This is a genomic window from Microvirga sp. M2, from assembly GCF_047497095.1.
Taxonomy (GTDB): domain Bacteria; phylum Pseudomonadota; class Alphaproteobacteria; order Rhizobiales; family Beijerinckiaceae; genus Microvirga.
Genome location: NZ_CP134064.1, coordinates 484,467 through 500,919 on the forward strand (window position 1 = coordinate 484,467; position 16,453 = coordinate 500,919).

The following is a 16,453-nucleotide window of genomic DNA, read 5'->3' on the forward strand; positions in this document are numbered from 1 at the left end:
GTTACTCATTACACGAAAGTGGTATGACTGACGCGTGTGTGCGCTACTCCAAATTCCCGTGTCGCAGTACCGTATCCACGCATACCGATCGCCGAAACGGCATCGTCAGATTAATAGGCTAACCTCGCAGAGCCTCATAGAATCAGCCCGTCAGACCCTTACAGCGTGGATCAACTCGCCTGGATGCTGACGCTCGTAACGCTGCACCGGCTCGCGTGGGGTCAAGGCGCTCAGGCGGTTGAGGCCGAGCCGGCGCAGCACGGCGCCGACCGTGGAGCGCGGCAGGCCGAGGATGCGGGCGATCGCCGGACCGGACAGGCGCTGGTGCCGCAGGGCGGCGATGCCTGCAATCCAATCCGGAGACAGGCGATGGGCCGGACGTAAGGGAGCCGAGCTGGCGTCCTGCAGCCCGCCTTCCCCGCCGATGCGGAAGCGCGCCAGCCATTTGTAGGCCGTGCGGGCGGACACTCCGGCCGCCTGGGCGGCGTCGGCCACGCGCCAGCCCTCCCCGCGCACGCGGCGGACCAAAAGGGCTCGACCGAAGGGCGTCATGCGGGCATTCTTATGGCTGTTCATCCGGGGCTCCGAGGCGGACGAGGCTTTAGGAAGCAAGTCCCCCCTCGATCACAGATGGCATGGATCGCACGGGACGATATGCCGTTTGAATGAGCCTGCGCACTCCGGTCGTAAGTTCACGATAGCGCACACCTTCAGCGGGAGTGAGGCCATTGAGTTCTTCATTCGGGCTGAAGACCCACTCTTCCGCGGCGGCTCTTGTTCCGGTCGTCCGCTCGGCCAGAGTCAACAGATCCCGGAGTGCCTTGCTGCCGACCTTCCCGGTAGGTCTTTGAAGCTCCATTTTATAGGTTGCAGGCACCTTCAGTCCGAGGATCGTGCCGCACACGAAGCCGGCGAGCCCGGATGAAAAGGTGAGCCACACGATCTCGGACGGCGTAAGTGGAATTGCATTGCTGTCCGTGGCGGTCGTTACGCCGACCGACCTGAGATATTCGACCTCGGAGGTCTGCAGAAGACTAGCCAAGCTTGCTGTGACGCCAAGCCAGCATCCCAACCACAACGCATCCCTGAGCTGGCTGGAGCGATCGCTCTTGCGCACATCGCCTCCCAACCGCCAGGCGATGACGGAGCTGACCATCAGCCCTGCGAAAAGCCACGGCAGCGCCGACGCGGCCTTCAGAAACACGTAGTTCCATTCCGAGAACGGCAAACCTCCCGATCCGACCACCGACAACTTCAGAGCTCTCCAGGAGCTATACATCGAATCCCATGTCAGTATCGGGTGCCAGACGATGGTGGAGACGACGATGACAGCCCACGTCACAAGGCCCGCCTTGATGCCGATAGGTACAAGGCAGATGGGCGACCGTTCGTGCCATACCTTTCGCCTGATTTGATCTTTCCGCCCGCTGAGTGCGAGGTGGACGGCGGCCCAGTACATTACGCTTGCAGCCATTGCTGAGGCGAAGGCGGCTACGACGGTCGTCGCAATTTTGCCCTCGAAATTGCCGAATGCTGCTTGCAGAACATCGATCAGGCAGGAAAACACGAAGGCTACGCCTCCGACCGACAGAACTGCCGGAAACACAACGTTGAACAATGAAATGTCGTTCTCAGGCGGAATATCGAACCCAAGCGTCAGCAAGGTTTCGTTGATTTCTCCTTCCGTGCTCGCTCTCTGCCGCACACCCCAAGTTATGTAGGCATAGATCTTGTCAAGCAGAGCATCGACAGCTGCCTTCAGCTTTCGTTCCGTTTCAACTTCTAGGTCACTGTCGATCACTCTTTCTATCTTGCCCGACAGTTCATCGTACTTCTCCTGAATGTACTCGAAGTCTTTCTCGAATGGCTCGAAGTCCGCTCTTGTCAACAGACTGGAGGTGCCCGTGCCGATTTGGCTTAGGGAGGCCATGAGCATTCTCGTTCGAGCCCACCGGTACGCAAGTGAGTTCGTAGGTGCCTTCAATCCATCGAAGATCGCCGCGCGAAGCGGCGCAGGGAGCATTTCCGTCTGTGCGCTCGGCGGATCGTAGCTGACGTCCTGGAGGAGCGAGATGGTCTCCTCAACGCGCCTGGGAACGAAGTATCGCTCGTGAACGAACCGTCGAAGCTCCTCTTCGATCGTCAGAACCCATCTGAAATTCGCCGTGTTCGGCACGAATCCGACCAGCACGAGGGCAACGAGCAATGCCCATGCCTGCGGAGGAAAGATCTTCGGGTCTATGTTGGACACAGACATGATCAAGGGACCCGGCAGCAGGAGCAGAAGATATAGAACGACAGACGCCAAAACGTAGACAGCACGCGCTGTTTTGTACTGGGACTTGAGATACAAATAGCGGAGAGGCTCGACTGCTTGCGGTAATGCTTTGCTGTTGGTCCCCGATGGCTCATTGAAGCGCCGTTTTGCATATGTGAGAACGACCACACAGCCCGCCACGATAGACCAGTACTCCGCAAAAGAGTGGACCATTTCTGTTTGATCACCCATCGCAGTCATCCATCGGGTTGGCCTGTCTCAAATCACACCGGCAGCCCCTTCACATTGTCCTACTTGATGCCGGCTGCTTCTCTCCAGTAGAGCGACTGTCTCATCAAGAATGATTTGTCGCGATAATCTGCAATGCAATGTTTCCGTTGTATCGAAGCGGCCAAGTTCGAAAAGTTTATTCGCAGGTGCTCCGCCACCGCACCATTTGAAGTAGGAGCAGATGCGCCTGCACGCATCGACGCCTTGTTGTATCTCGGCATGAACTTGCTTGAAGTTGTCGTCGTATAGGATCTTGCTGATTTGCCCGTTCTCGACATGGCCGAACACGAAGCTCTCGAATCGGTCGTGATGAGAGCCCAAAAGCTCAGGCGAGAACGTCGAAATGGCGCCATCATGCCCGACGCTGATGATACGGAACGGGATGTTCTGCTCGTCTTCGGCCTGATCCTCAGCTAGGAGCAGGCTAACGGTGGCTTCAAGCTCCCTTAACAGGATAGCTCCGGGGTTTTCGATGCAGAGGTCGAAGAAGCGACGGATGAATTTCCGGAACCTCATGTCCGTGTTACTGCCGGACAGGGACGAACTTCGATTGTCCCCCTCAATCTCTTCAACGTTGAATCCCACCTCCGCGATGCCATTTGAGCGATAGAATTCAAAGAGCTGGTCCGGACTGGCGAGCGTCGAGGACGTAAGGACCGTGATAACGTGAAACGGTAGTCCGCGTCCGTGCAGCAGGCGAACGGCATCCATCGCCTTCTCGTGAGTTCCGAGACCGCCACGGCTGCGCCTTCTCGCATCGTGGAGGTCTGCGGGCCCGTCGATGCTTAGTCCGACGACTGCGCCAATGGTCTCAAGAAAATCTACCCACTCGGCGTTGAGCAGGAGACCATTGGTCTGGAACCGATACTTCAGGTTAAGGCCAACCGGCCGCAGGTCGCTTATCAGAGCGACGGCGTCCTTGTACCATTGCAATGGAACCGTCAGAGGTTCGCCCCCATGCCAAGCGATCTCAAGGGCCTCGTCGAGATTCGAGCCGTCGAAGACGCATCGGCACGCCTTGGCAAGCGTATCGAGAGTCATTCGCGCCTTCGAATTGCGGGTACTGAGATAGCAGTAGGAGCAATCTATATTGCAGAACGGGGTTGGCTGAAGAACCAGGAGCCTCAGCCGCCCACCGGCCGTTCGGCTCACACCGTCGATGCCCCTCGCCCTGACAGGAGGCAATGCCGAACTTTCAACCATTTCGCCATTGTACGACTTTTGCAGCGGACGGTAGATCGCGTGCCAATGCCGGGTCCGCTTGGCGGATTCGGTTGACGAGATTATCGACACGGGCCGACAGCTCCTGCACGTGGCTTGGCATGCGGCTTACCGGATCTGGGGTCCTGTTCGCATGGAACCCGTCTGTCAGGGCGCATATGGCAATTGCCGCTAGAGAGATCGCTCTTCCGTTAGGCGAGCCTAAGCTCTGCTTATATTCCTTCGGCATGGTAGCTAACCTCTGACAAAATTAAGGAATACGGAGCAATTATAGTCCTGTTTCTTTATGAAGCACACGTTCCAGAAGAGGTACTTTAATGGGTTTTTACGACTGATTGTGTCGCCGAGAAGATTGGGAGCCTTCGTTACCGCGTGAGCCGGAAGCCGTGGCGGTGAAGGAGATAGCGGCCCAGTTCTCACTTGCAGCCTGTTTGAGAACGGCAGGGCGCTGTCCGTTGACGATGAAAGCGGCCCGACCCTGGGGCCCGGCCATCCGATGAGCCACCTCTTCCCTCCTGGCATCGTCCGCTCCGGCCTTTCGTATTTCCAAGGTGTGCACCAGAGCCATGGACCGACATTGCGAGATGCGGGCGGCTCAGTGCTCTTCTTATCCCGAACGAACCCGGGGCTCTTTAGCACTACTTTGGCAGGTCAGAGGAACTGAGTGAGCGCTGCCGACTTCTGCCCCTGAAGGATTGTCCGCGGGAGGTCGTCATGAGCACCTCAGTAGCGTGGGAAGACAAACTTCAGTCCTAGCTGGAACCGTTCCTCACACCCCGCTGGCGCATGTGCCAGCTCTATGTGGCCGGGCTGATCAGTCCCGGCACGCGCCAAGAGCCATGCAGCCGATGGCTGCGCGGTGGCGCCTGCCGATTACGATCAACCGCATCATTTTGCGGCGGTGGGGCCCTGGGACGAGGCGCCGCTGGAAGCCGAACTCCTCGACAAGGCCAACCGACTCGTCGGCGGGCCCGACGCCATCCTGATGATCGATGATACCGCCCTGCTCAAGAAGGGCACTCACTCGTTGGTACTGGTCCACAGTATGCTGGGTTCGTCGGCAAGAAAGCGATCTGCCAGACCCTAGTCTCGCTCACGCTGGCCAGGAGCGAGGTGCCGATCCCGATTGTCTTGCGGCTGCTTCTGCCGGAGACGTGGATTAATGATCCGGAACGCCTGCAGCACGCCGGTGTGCCCGAGGTGTTCTGGACGGAGCGCTCCAAGCCCGAGATCGCATTGGCGGAACTCCAGCGGGTCATGCAAGCGGGTGAGAGCTTCGGGCGGTGCTGACCAATGCCGGCTATGGCGTCAGTGGCTCCTTTCGACAGACACTCACCGCTCTAGACCCACGGCGGGCGGTTGGAACCGTCCGCATTCAGAAGGTCTATCCAGCTGATGTGCAGATGATCGCCTCGGCGACCAGGCGCTGACGCCCTCGCAAGACGCTGATCTCGGATCAAGAGGCAATGGCCGCCGAAATCTGCTAGCGAAGGCCCGGTGGCGCCGGATCACGTGGCGGCGCGGCACAAAAGGGCCACTGCTGGCGAGATTTGCTGCCTCGCGCGTGCGGGTGGCCGATGGACCGGCCGTCCAGCTGGGCAGGCAGGCCACTCAGCATCTACCCAGAGATGAGCTCTGACTGATGGGCGAACGCTGATTGTCAGACGAGTGCAAATACTATTTCTCCAACTTACCACCCGGTGCCTCACTGAAGCAGTTGGCATCGTTCATCAAGGCGCGCTGGGTGTGTGAGCAGGCGCGCCAGCAGTTGAAGGAAGAACTTGGGCTTGATCACTTCGAGGGTCGGTCGTGGCGGGGGGCTCCGCCATGCGCCTGCGTGCCCATTCTGTCGCGCCCGCTTCACACTGGACCCAACAATGGCAGTGCCAAAATAGTGCTTCTGTAATGGGCCGTTTGGTGTCAATCCCCTGAGTGATAGTCCTGTCGCCGAAGTCTTGCTTCTGTTCGGGGTCGGCGCGAGGCCGCCCCACCATGCCATCAGAGAGGATGCGGTCAGCCCATCTAGGACGCGTGTTCCACCCGATGGGTGCTCACGGCACTACTTACGGCTTGACCGCCTCCATCGTCCCGGCGACGGGACCTCAGGGGAACAGGACGAGAGCCGCCCTGTTCCGAATGCTTGCTCCTCCTATGCGGCAACACCCTGCCGGCTCCAGCGGAAGGTGGTGCCGTCGATCCAGATGCGATGCAGAATGACCGCAAGTTTCCGGGCCAGCGCCACCTTGGCCCGCCGCATGCCGCGCCGCTTGGCCACCTCGAGCGCCCAGCGCTTGAGCGCCGAGAAGCGCACGGCCCGCGTCAGCAGGATGTGGGCGCCCTCATACAGCGCCGTGCGCACCATCGGGTCACCCACCCGGCTCACCGCTCCCGTGATATCCGTCTCGCCTGACTGACTGATACTTCTTAGGGGTCAGGCCAAAGTGCGCTCCCACCGCCCGCGAGCGCGAGAAGCGCTCGGGATCGTCCACCGCGGAGGTGAAGGTGACTGCAATCAGCGCTCCGACGCCTGGCACGCTCATCAACCGCCGGCAGACCTCGTTCTCCCGGGCGATCGCCAGCATGGCGCGATGCAACCGGGCAAACTCCGTCTGCAGAGCCTCTCGGGCCCGTAACATGGCCTCGGCGATCTTCTCCAGCATCTCATGACCTGCCGTGAGGGTGCGCACCCGCGTGGCGAACTGGCCCTTGCTGATCGCGCCGATCTTCAGGCCGAAGCCGCGCAACAACCCACGCAGGCTGAGTTCGATATCGCGCATCTTGGCCTGCAGCTGCTTGCGGGCCATGAGCAGGGCCCGGACCTCCTGCGCCGGCGGCGACTTGCAGTGGACGGGCCGGAACCAGCCCATGCGCAGCAGCTGGGCGATGCCGCGGGCATCGCGCCGGTCGGTCTTGACGATCATGGCCGAGAGCGCCGCCTTCACATGCCGGGTCTCCAGCAGCACGACCTCGAACCCGGCGTGCAGAAGGCCGGCATGCAGCCACTGCGAGAGCGGCCCGGCCTCCAGGCCGACGCGGGTGAGTGGCAGGTCCAGGCTGGCGAGGAAGGTAGCGAGCGCCTCAGGCTCACTGGCGACCTTCGCCTCGCGGATGATCTGCCCGGAGGCATCGAGGATGCAGACGCTGCTGAGTTCCAAAGACACGTCAATTCCAGCATAGTAGTCCATGGCTGTCCCTCATGATGCTTGGGGCCGATCACTCGGACCCCGGTTCAACACACATCACTCTGAGGGACAGCCACCCGTTCCGCTACCTCGTGAGCGGCAGGCCCATTACGGCATCTAGTTTCATGTTGTAAGCACAACCGGCATAGCAATTCATATCCTCTGGGATCGGGCTAGGTTGCTGGGACCTGCTACATGATGAAAGAGGTTGTCCATGTAAAACCTCACGCCGCACGTCCGCTGAGATGTGAATTTGGAAAGCGCGATTGCACGATAACCTCGTAAGGCACCCAAGAGGGCGGGCCGATCACAGCAGCTAAAACCGGCGATTCCTAGACTCGATTCAACCTGATCGGACATGTTCAGCGGAGCAGGGCGGGCCATCAGTGATCGATTAGAGCATCGAACGCAAAAGGTGGGTACCGGTCTTGCGTTCGATGCTCAAAGCCAAACTGTTAAAGTACCGGATCTGGATTCGGTTTCATGTCCGATGCAATAGCAAGATCGTCCTGGTTCTTGCCGATCTGGTTGATCGATTGCGCAAGATCAGCCTCGGCCTGGCTCAAGGCCTGCGAGCGCGCGATTTCGGCCCGGGTCTGCTGGATGGCCTGATGGGCCAGTTCGATCGTCTCCTCGACGGCTTCCTCAAGGGGTTGTTTGTTCTCGTTCGACATTGTCCTGGGCTACCGGGCCAATACGGCTAAACCTTGGCCGTTGCCGTCACCTTGATCGCCAAGCCGTCGTTGCAAGCCATCGTTAAAGGGCCCGGAGCTGTCCTCGCGCCTGTATGCGCATGCCCCCTGCCGAAACGACACAGGTGTGTACGACGCCAACTATGATGGCCGCCTGATGACGACAGAGATGGCCGGTTAGGTGTGAGATGCATCAATCTTTCCCGCGATTGCGGGAGAAGGTTGATGCCGGGCATGCACGTCACCGACCGCCAGGTCAGGCGCTATATGAGTTCACGCAAGGACGGATATTCTCAGGCCGCCGCGGCGGCACGGGCCGGCTTCAGCGAGCGCACCGGTCGGCGCATCGAAGCCGACCCGGTTCTTCCCAGCCAGCGCGAGGGCCGGCGCTACCGGACGCGTCCGGATCCGTTCGCCGAAGTCTGGCGCGACGAACTCGTGCCGATGCTGGAGGCCGCGCCCCAGATCCGGGCCACCACTTTGCTGGAAGAGTTGCAACGGCTGCATCCAGGGCGCTATGGCGACGGCCATCTGCGCTCGCTGCAGCGCCGGGTGGCCCATTGGCGCGCCACCGAGGGACCGGAGCGTGAGCTGATCTTCCGACAGGAGCATCCGCCCGGTCGGCAGGCCCTCTCGGATTTTACCAATGGCGCCAAGCTCGGCGTGACCATCGCCGGCCGACCCTTTCCCCATCTGCTCTATCATTTCTGGCTCGCCTATTCCGGCTGGCGCTTCATCAAAGCCATCTGCGGCGGCGAGAGCTTCACGGCTCTCACCGAAGGCCTGCAGGAGGCGCTCTGGCAGCTCGGCGGCGTCCCGCGCGAGCATCGCACCGACCGGCTCTCGGCCGCCTACCGCAATCTCATTGATCGCGAGGACGAGGCCAAGGCCTATGCCGCGTTCTGCAACCATTATGGTCTGCAGCCCACCCGCAACAATGCCGGCATCGCCCACGAGAACGGATCGGTCGAAGCCGCCCATGGCCATCTCAAGCTCGGGCTGCGCGAAGCTCTCGACTTGCGCGGCTCGAAAGACTTCTCGGACCTGGAGGCCTACCAGGCCTTTCTGCAGGACTTCGCCATGCGCAAGAACGCAGCCGTGCAGGCGGCGCTTGCCATCGAGCGCAAGGCGCTGGCTCCTCTGCCGCGCTTTCGCACCAGCGACTACTCGGTGGCGACGGTCACCGTCACACGCTCCGGCACGATCTCGGTGCGCAATGTCCTTTACACCGTGCCCTCGCGCCTCGTCGGCTGTCGGCTCAAGGTGCATATCTACGATGATCGTCTTGTCTGCCATCTCGGCCTGAGCCCGGTGCTGACCGTCCCCCGCCGCTACTTCAAACGCGGCGGTCCCGGTGTCCGCGTCGTCGATTACCGCCATCTGGTCCATGCTCTCGTGAAGAAGCCGCAGGCCTTCCGGCACTCGGTATTCCGGGAGGATCTGTTCCCGCAGACTGCCTTCCGACGGGCCTGGGAGGTGCTTGATGCCAGGCTCGATCCAAGACAGGCGTGCCGGGTCTATGTCGGCCTGCTGCATCTGGCCGCCACGCACGCCTGCGAGGCCCAGCTGGCCGATCATCTCGCGAGCGTCCTCGCCGGCGGCGGGCTCCCGGATCTCGATCAGGCCCGGGCCCTCGTGGCCGGGCCGTTGAACGTCCAGGCGCCGGTGGTTCATGTGAGGGCGCCGGATCCGAGCGTCTATGACTGCCTGATCCCTGTCGATCCCATCGCCGCTTCAGAAGGGGCCGCACCATGACCCGATCCTCATCCGCCGCGCCGCCGGTCGACACGGCGAAGTTGCCGGTCCTGCTCACCACCTTGCGTCTGCCGACCATCTCGCGGCTCTGGCAGGAGATCGGTGCCCGGGCCGATGCGGAGGGCTGGGGATCGGCTCGCTTCCTGGCGGCCCTGTGCGAGCACGAGATCCATGAGCGACACAGTCGACGCATTGCCCGCCATCTCGCCGAGGCCGACCTGCCCCCCGGCAAGACCTTTGCGACCTTCGACTTCGCCGCGGTGCCGAGCCTGCGCAAGGCGCAGGTCCTGGCTCTGGCGGACGGGGATGCCTGGCTCGATCAGGGCGCCAACATTTTGCTGTTCGGCCCCTCTGGGACCGGCAAGACGCACCTCGCCGCGGCGATCGGCACGGCCCTGATCGAGGCCGGCCAACGGGTGTTGTTCACGCGCACCACCGACCTGGTCCAGAAGCTGCAGGCCGCCCGGCGCGATCTGAGCCTGCCGGCGACCCTGGCCAAACTCGACCGCTTCGATTGCCTGATCCTCGATGACCTCGGCTACGTGCGTAAAGATCAGGCGGAAACGAGCGTCCTGTTCGAGCTGATCGCCGAGCGTTATGAACGACGCTCTCTGATCACAACCTGCAATCAGCCCTTCAGCACCTGGAATCAGATCTTCCCGGATCCCGCCATGACGGTCGCGGCGATCGACCGTTTGGTCCACCACGCCACCATTCTGGAACTCAACACCGAGAGCTACCGGCGCCGAACCGCGACGGAGGCCAAGAGCGCCGCTGTCTAATTGTCGTCGGACGCGTCCGGCTAGTTGACGCCGCCCCCGGTGACAGGTCCACTGGGGCATGTCCTGGAAAGATCCCAACGCCCTCCAGATCAAGATCACGCTGGCCGAGATCGACCCGCCCGTGTGGCGGCGGCTGGTGGTGCCGTGGACCTGGCACCTGGGGCAGTTGCACCTTGCGATCCAGGCGGCGTTCAACTGGTGGGATTATCACCTGCACGAGTTCCGCATTGGTGGCCTGCGCTATGGCGATCCGGAGCTGCTCGAGGACGGGGCTTTCGAGGATGACGCGCGGGTGTTCGACGAGCGTGAGGTGCGGTTGCGCGACTTCGACCGGGAGCCGGGCACCTGCTTTAGCTATCTCTATGACTTCGGGGACAGCTGGCTGCACACCGTGGAGATCGAGAAGCTGCTGGCTCTCGATGCGCCTCCTCGTTTGGGGGCCTGCATCGCAGGAGCCCGTGCCAGACCGCCGGAGGACGTGGGTGGCGTGAGTAGCTATGAGCGCTTTCTCGCCATCATGGCCGACCCGAACGATCTTGAGCACACTGAGACCCGGATCTGGTGCGGCGGCCACTTCGATCCGGAGTGGTTCGATCTGGCGCTCACCGACAAGGACGTCAGGAACGCCCTCAAGCCCAATGTCCGGCGCCGCCTGCACCAGCCTAAGCCCACACGAAAAAGTCGGTCATCGTAGTTGACGCTACCCGGACATGAAAATTGTCGTTGCACACAGGTGCATGCAATGGATTATGAGCGCGACGGAGCTATCTCTCAGGGAGTGTCCCGGCCATTCCCCAGCTGAGGAAGATCGCTCGCGTGAGGTTCAGAGCCCTTGGGTTCACCAGCTTCCTGGCCCTAGCGGGCGTGCTTGCTGCAGCCATCGTGCTGATCGGCACTCTGGATTTATGGTATAGCTACAACGACGCAATCGAGCGTGGCGAAGGGGTCGTCAGCAACCTCGTACTCCTGCTGGCCGAGCAGACCGAGCGTACCTTCCAGGCGGTCGACCTTACCCTTCTCTCGATCCGTGACGTCCTCTCGACATCCGACGTGCCCAAGCAGGATGCGACCTTCGAGGAGATGTTGAGGAACCGGGTCAGCTCCCTCCCCTACGTAAGTGCCATCTACGTGATCGGCACCGACGGCACCCCCAGTCAATCCTCAGGTTACCCCGACGTATTGGGAGCGGATGCCGTCGACAGCGCCGCCTTCCGGGCGCTCAGGGACACTCCCGGGCTCGGCCTGCGGGTCGGGCACCCGCGGCGGAGCAAGGTCGACAACGCGTGGTTGGTCACCCTGAGTCGGAGGATAGACCGGCCTGATGGCAGCTTTGGCGGCATCGTCGTGGCTGCAGTCGACCTCCGGTTCTACGAGACCTTCTACCGCAGGCTCCGGATAGCCGATGGTGGGTTCATCGAGATCGCCCTCAGTGACGGAACCCTCCTGGTGCGCACCCCGGCTGCCGACGAGGCCATAGGAAAGTCGCTGGCGGTCCCAGGCACGGCCTTCGAGCACCTGCCTCGCGATCCGTCCGGCGTCTTCTGGGGAACGAGCCCCATAGACCGCATGGACAGGGTCATCGGATACAGTACCCTGGACAATGTTCCCGCCCTCGTGCTCGTCGGCATGGCGCAGCGATCCGTGCTGCGCCCTTGGCGCAGGCACGCTGCCGTGGTGATCGGCGCCATGGCGGTGCTCCTCGCCCTCTTGGCGGCGCTCGTATACAGCCTGTCCAGGAGCCGCCGGCGCGAGCGGGAGGAGCAGGCCCGCCTCACGCGTGTTCAACGAATGGAGTCCCTCGGACGCATCGCCGGCGGCATCGCGCACGATTTCGGCAATACGATCCGCATCGTCCAAACAGCCTGCACGCTTCTCAAACCTTCGCTGAAGAACGATCCCGATGCCCGCTCACTGGTCGAGGACACGGAGCACGTCCTCAGGAGTGCAAAGAGCATGACGGAGAGCCTTCTCGCCTTCGCGAGGCGACAGGACCTCCGGCCCCGCCTCACAGTCGTCGACGACTTGGTTTCGGGCTTCGCCATGATCCTGAAGCAGGCCGCAGGTCCCCGGATCATGCTCGAGATCTCGCTGGCAAGCGATGGTGCGATCTGTCTCCTGGACCCGGTGCAGCTCGAGGCGACACTGCTCAATCTCGTGCTCAACTCGCGGGACGCCATGCCCGACGGCGGCACCGTCACGGTGGAGACCGGGCTTTCCGCCCCGCCCCGCCCCCTCCCGACCGCCTCGGGCGCCGAGGGTGCCGAGCGGGCCAGCCAAGCGTGGCTGCGGCTTTCCGTCATCGACCAGGGGATCGGCATGGCTCCTGCGGTCGTCGAACAAGCCTTCGATCCGTTCTTCACCACGAAGGGACAAGGCAATGGGCTCGGCCTCAGCCAGGTGCTCGGCTTCGTCCAGCAGAGCAGTGGGGAGGTGCGTCTCGAGAGCGAGGAAGGACATGGGACGACGGTCCATCTTCTGTTTCCGACGGTGCCGCGCGGCCAATCCGGGGATGCCGGTGGAGTTCAGTTGTCCGCTCCACAGGATGTCCCTCCCCGGACCGGCCCGGGCGACCCTACAGGAAAAACCTGAGAGGCAGGACAGGTGCATCCCCTATCGGCGGGAGGCCGGAAGGCCCTACATCTCCCGACACGGAGGGAGGCCTATGACCGTAAGGATCCTGATCACCGATGACCATTCCATCGTCCGCCGTGGCCTCCGCGCGCTCATCGAGGCGCAGCCGGGCTGGGAGGTCTGCGGCGAAGCCGAGAACGGCCGGCTGGCCGTCGAGTTGGCCACCGTCAGCCCGCCGGACGTGGCGATCCTCGATTATTCGCTGCCGGTGCTCAACGGCCTTGAGGCAACCCGCCAGATCCGGCAGGCCTGCCCGAAGACCGAAGTGCTGGTCTACACGATGCACAACAACGAGGACGTGATCCGCGACGTGCTGAAAGCCGGGGCACGGGGATATCTGCTCAAGACCGAGGATGATGCCGAGATCATCAGGGCCGTTCAGGCCCTCCTGCTGAAGAAGCCGTACTTCTCTCCACAGGTTTCCGAGACGCTGCTCGACACCTTCCTGGCGGGGGACAAGGTCGTGACGTCCGACACCCTGACCTCGCGAGAGCGGGAGGTCATCCAGCTTGTCGCCGAGGGCCAGACCAACAGGGAGATCGCCGAGCGCTGGTCCGTCAGCGTCAAGACGGTCGAGAGCCACCGCACCTCGGCCATGCGCAAGCTCAACCTGCGCTCCGGGGTCGAGCTCGCCCTCTACGCGGTTCGCAACAAGCTGGTCGAGCCGTGAGCATCGGCTTCTCCTCTCAGCAATATCCCTAGTCCCTTCCCAGGTCCTCGCCTGATTTCAATCCGGCTGGCGCCGTTGTTTGGTGACGCCGATAACGGTCCCATCCGGCGCCTCTGCTTTCCCGACCACTTCCGGTCCAGGAGGATGTCCGCCTTGTCCCGTAGCAGGCCGCGAGTGATGGCGTTCGGCTTGGCCGGGACAGCGATGGCACTTCGTCGAACCTGAAGCGCGCGCCCAATCCCTGGAGGGCCGTTGCCCGGCTTGAGACGGCAATCATCGAGCGAAAGAAGCGATGAGGAGCCTCACGTGTCCCAGGGAACGGACAGCCTTTGGAGAAAAGCCAATGTACCTGCAGCACTTTGAGCCTGCGAATACCTCGACGGCGATGATGGATGCGGACGAGATCGAGCAGCGGATCATCCGGGCCTATGTGCAGCTTGCGTGCACGGAACAGGACATGGGCGGCTCCCGAACCGTGTCCGTGACCCGGCTCGGGCAACTCGAGGTGCGGCTGACCGAGGTCCCGGCGTGTGATTTGCCCCCTGACATGCCGTTGTTCTGGATGGAGGTCTACTCGCAAGCGGATCGCTCCGTCATCGATAGCTGCGGGCTCTTCGAATTCGACGAGCAAGAGCTGGCAATGGCTGTCGAAATGGTCGCAGGGGCAAGCAGACAGAGCCAATCTGTTCACTGATCAATCCAAACGGCCATGATTGAAGGGAATGTCGGGCGGGTCATCAGCATACCCCTTCAGCCGATTCTAGAGCATCGAACGTGACAAGTGGATTTGCACTTTTGGGATTGAATCCGATGCTCCCTCCTGGAAGAGCGCATCGTTTGAGCGGACCCGGAGGGCCGCGCCAGCGACCCGAAGACCGCGTTCGTGAAAACCGGGCCCACTTTTTCGCTCGCGCGCCCGCTGGGTCAGCACGATGCTCCAAGCCCTTGGAGATACAAGCGCCACGCCCGGATTGCGGGATCCGCGTTGCTGATGGCCATCTCGTCTCAATGATTGCTGCACTGGCCAACTGAACCGCGAGCGTTACCTGCTGATGAGGGCGGGGCCGTACGAGCTCACATGAGCGGGAAGGGCAATCCATGCGAACGAGAGTTTTGGGATGTGCGGCGGGGGCGGCTCTGTCCCTCGCCGCCTGCAACACGGTAACGCGCGGGATCGAGGAGATGGTGACCATCACCACCAGCCCGGCGTCTGCGCGGATCTGGACATCTCTCGGGCACGAATGCCCCCGTTCCCCGTGCGTCGTAAAGGTCAATCGAAAGGCGGAGTTCACCGCCTACGCGGAAGCCAGAGGATACAAACCAGGGTCCCTGCTCGTGAAACCGGTCCTCACCGACCAAGCCGCACCGGGCATGCTTGGAAACGCGATCCTCCCTGGCGGATCGGTTGGCCTCGTCCTAGATGCCGCAAACGGGGCCATGCTGGATCACAGGCCCAACCCAGCTCAAATTGACCTGGTGCCGGTTGGCCGGATCAGACGCCAATGATGCGTTCTCGGCCTACAGCATCGGATGTGGGTTCGATTCCACGTCCGAGGCTGTAAAGCCGGCATTTGGTCAACTTCGCCGATGTGCCATCGGCCGGCTTGTCCTTGTGCCGGGTTCGCGAACTTGCCGCAAACCTCACGACCATCAAGCCGGGAATCCGTGGAGAGCAAGGCCGTTGTGGCCAGCGACCCAAGGCTGAGACGATGGCGGCAAAAGTCGTTTCGGCTCAAACCCGCGATGAGGATACTCGTCTCGGAAGCGAAGTAAAACCAAGCTTTTCCGAGATCTCATGCGCCGCGTTCAGCAGGCTATCGAGATAGGCGGTGCGGTGACGCAACCCGTCCTCACGCGGTGCGACCAGGCAGAGAGTGGCGATGCAGGTGCCGTCAGCCTGATAGATCGGGACAGCGAAGCAATGGGTGAAGGTCTCCACCTCGCTGTTGAAGGTGAAGTAACCATCGCGCGCGGCAGCCCGCACCTGGGCGATGAAATCCGCGGGATCCAGCGTCCTCCCATTCGGCAGGACGAAGTCCTCCGGCGGGATGAGATCGAGGATTTCGTGGTCCGAAAGATGGCAGACGAGAAGGCGCCCCGAAGCCGTCCACGGAATGGCGACGGGTTCGCCGACATTCGAGGAGATGCGAAACGGACGGATCCCCTCGCGCATCATGGCTACCGTGTACTTGTTGCCTTCGAGCAGACACATCTGCGCCGTTTCGCGGGTCTCCTCGGCGAGCTGGATCAGCATGCGGTCGCATTCGCGCATGAGATCGAACTGCTCGGCATAAGCCGTGCCGAGGAAATAGAGGCGGCGGCCGAGGAAAATCCGCCCGTCACCCCCCTGATAGTCAAGCATGCCGTGGCTGAGTAACAGATTGACGAGCTCGTAGACCGAGGAGCGCGGAGCGCCGATCTCGGCGGCGATCTCGTTGGGCCGCATGGGCTGACGCTTCATGCGCAGGAATTCCAGGATCTCGAATGCGCGATCCAGTCCCCGCGTCCGTCGGGTTACACCGTCGCTTGCGGCCTCGGCCATGCTTGCTCGTCTCCAGCTCGCCTCTCAGGCGCGATCGGCGCGGTAGGCCACGCAATCGATTTCCACCTTGCAATCGACCATCATACGCGACTGAACGCAAGCACGGGCGGGCGGGTTCGCCCCGAAGTATTCCGTGTAGACGCCGTTAAAGCTCCAGAAGTCGCGCGGATCGTCGATCCAGACGCCGACGCGCACGATATCCTCCAGGCCGTAGCCAGCCTCCTTGAGGATCGCGATCATGTTCTCGATGGCCTTGCGGCTCTGGGCGATGATGCCGCCAGGCACGATCTCACCATTTTCCATCGGCACTTGACCGGACACATAAAGCCAGCCGTTGGCCTCGGTGGCACGAGCGAAGGGCAGCGGCTGTCCGCCCGCGCCGGTTTGCCCGGCACCGTAACGCTTGATCGTCATGAGGGTTCTCTTTCTT

At 62.1% G+C, this 16,453-nt stretch carries 12 protein-coding genes and 2 pseudogenes; 7 read left to right on the top strand and 7 right to left on the bottom strand.

All coding sequences use genetic code 11. The features are described 5' to 3' along the window. Nucleotides 1-150: 150 nt before the first annotated feature. The 3 genes from RE429_RS21960 to grrM are packed head-to-tail and all read right to left on the bottom strand — an operon-like array spanning nucleotide 151 to nucleotide 3,751. Nucleotides 151-576 carry a leucine zipper domain-containing protein gene (locus tag RE429_RS21960; RefSeq protein ID WP_414475456.1) on the bottom strand — a complete coding sequence of 142 codons (426 nt, stop codon included), beginning with the start codon at nucleotides 574-576 and terminating at the stop codon, nucleotides 151-153. Nucleotides 577-601: 25 nt separating this feature from the next. Then, complete coding sequence (locus RE429_RS21965) at nucleotides 602-2,509, bottom strand: hypothetical protein (protein ID WP_414475457.1); 1,908 nt, start codon at nucleotides 2,507-2,509, stop codon at nucleotides 602-604. Between the two features lie 27 nt (nucleotides 2,510-2,536). Further along, a complete protein-coding gene (grrM, locus tag RE429_RS21970; RefSeq protein ID WP_414475882.1) occupies nucleotides 2,537-3,751 on the bottom strand; it encodes a cyclophane-forming radical SAM/SPASM peptide maturase GrrM/OscB in 1,215 nt (404 codons plus the stop codon). Between the two features lie 774 nt (nucleotides 3,752-4,525). Here grrM and RE429_RS21975 point away from each other — a divergent pair. Beyond that, nucleotides 4,526-5,588 (top strand): annotated as a pseudogene (locus tag RE429_RS21975) (IS701 family transposase); the annotation flags it as partial. 330 nt (nucleotides 5,589-5,918) lie between these two features. Here RE429_RS21975 and RE429_RS21980 read toward each other — a convergent pair. Both RE429_RS21980 and RE429_RS21985 read right to left on the bottom strand, forming a co-directional pair. Beyond that, a pseudogene (locus RE429_RS21980) lies at nucleotides 5,919-6,954 on the bottom strand (IS110 family transposase). A 452-nt stretch (nucleotides 6,955-7,406) separates the two neighbouring features. Then, nucleotides 7,407-7,625 carry a hypothetical protein gene (locus RE429_RS21985; protein ID WP_414475458.1) on the bottom strand — a complete coding sequence of 73 codons (219 nt, stop codon included), beginning with the start codon at nucleotides 7,623-7,625 and terminating at the stop codon, nucleotides 7,407-7,409. 243 nt (nucleotides 7,626-7,868) lie between these two features. On the opposite strand from RE429_RS21985, the gene istA reads away from it, so the two are divergent. The 6 genes from istA to RE429_RS22015 all read left to right on the top strand — a co-directional run bounded on the left by istA (nucleotide 7,869) and on the right by RE429_RS22015 (nucleotide 14,175). Beyond that, nucleotides 7,869-9,398, top strand: coding sequence for an IS21 family transposase (istA, locus tag RE429_RS21990; RefSeq protein WP_414471409.1), 1,530 nt, complete (start codon nucleotides 7,869-7,871; stop codon nucleotides 9,396-9,398). Beyond that, nucleotides 9,395-10,180, top strand: a complete 786-nt coding sequence (istB, locus tag RE429_RS21995; protein ID WP_414471408.1) for an IS21-like element helper ATPase IstB — start codon at nucleotides 9,395-9,397, stop codon at nucleotides 10,178-10,180. Before istA ends, istB begins: the two co-directional genes overlap by 4 nt. Before the next feature lie 58 nt (nucleotides 10,181-10,238). Further along, nucleotides 10,239-10,874, top strand: a complete 636-nt coding sequence (locus tag RE429_RS22000) for a plasmid pRiA4b ORF-3 family protein (RefSeq protein ID WP_414471407.1) — start codon at nucleotides 10,239-10,241, stop codon at nucleotides 10,872-10,874. A gap of 122 nt (nucleotides 10,875-10,996) precedes the next feature. Further along, nucleotides 10,997-12,769, top strand: a complete 1,773-nt coding sequence (locus RE429_RS22005) for an ATP-binding protein (protein ID WP_414475459.1) — start codon at nucleotides 10,997-10,999, stop codon at nucleotides 12,767-12,769. 73 nt (nucleotides 12,770-12,842) lie between these two features. Then, nucleotides 12,843-13,481, top strand: a complete 639-nt coding sequence (locus tag RE429_RS22010; protein ID WP_414475460.1) for a response regulator — start codon at nucleotides 12,843-12,845, stop codon at nucleotides 13,479-13,481. A 343-nt stretch (nucleotides 13,482-13,824) separates the two neighbouring features. Then, nucleotides 13,825-14,175, top strand: coding sequence for a hypothetical protein (locus RE429_RS22015; RefSeq protein ID WP_414475461.1), 351 nt, complete (start codon nucleotides 13,825-13,827; stop codon nucleotides 14,173-14,175). A gap of 1,038 nt (nucleotides 14,176-15,213) precedes the next feature. Here the strand turns inward: RE429_RS22015 and RE429_RS22020 are convergent. Both RE429_RS22020 and RE429_RS22025 read right to left on the bottom strand, forming a co-directional pair. Continuing rightward, on the bottom strand, nucleotides 15,214-16,023 hold the full coding sequence (locus RE429_RS22020) for an IclR family transcriptional regulator (RefSeq protein WP_414475462.1): 810 nt from the start codon (nucleotides 16,021-16,023) through the stop codon (nucleotides 15,214-15,216). A 24-nt stretch (nucleotides 16,024-16,047) separates the two neighbouring features. Beyond that, nucleotides 16,048-16,437, bottom strand: a complete 390-nt coding sequence (locus tag RE429_RS22025; protein ID WP_414475463.1) for a RidA family protein — start codon at nucleotides 16,435-16,437, stop codon at nucleotides 16,048-16,050. Between the last annotated feature and the right edge of the window lie 16 nt (nucleotides 16,438-16,453).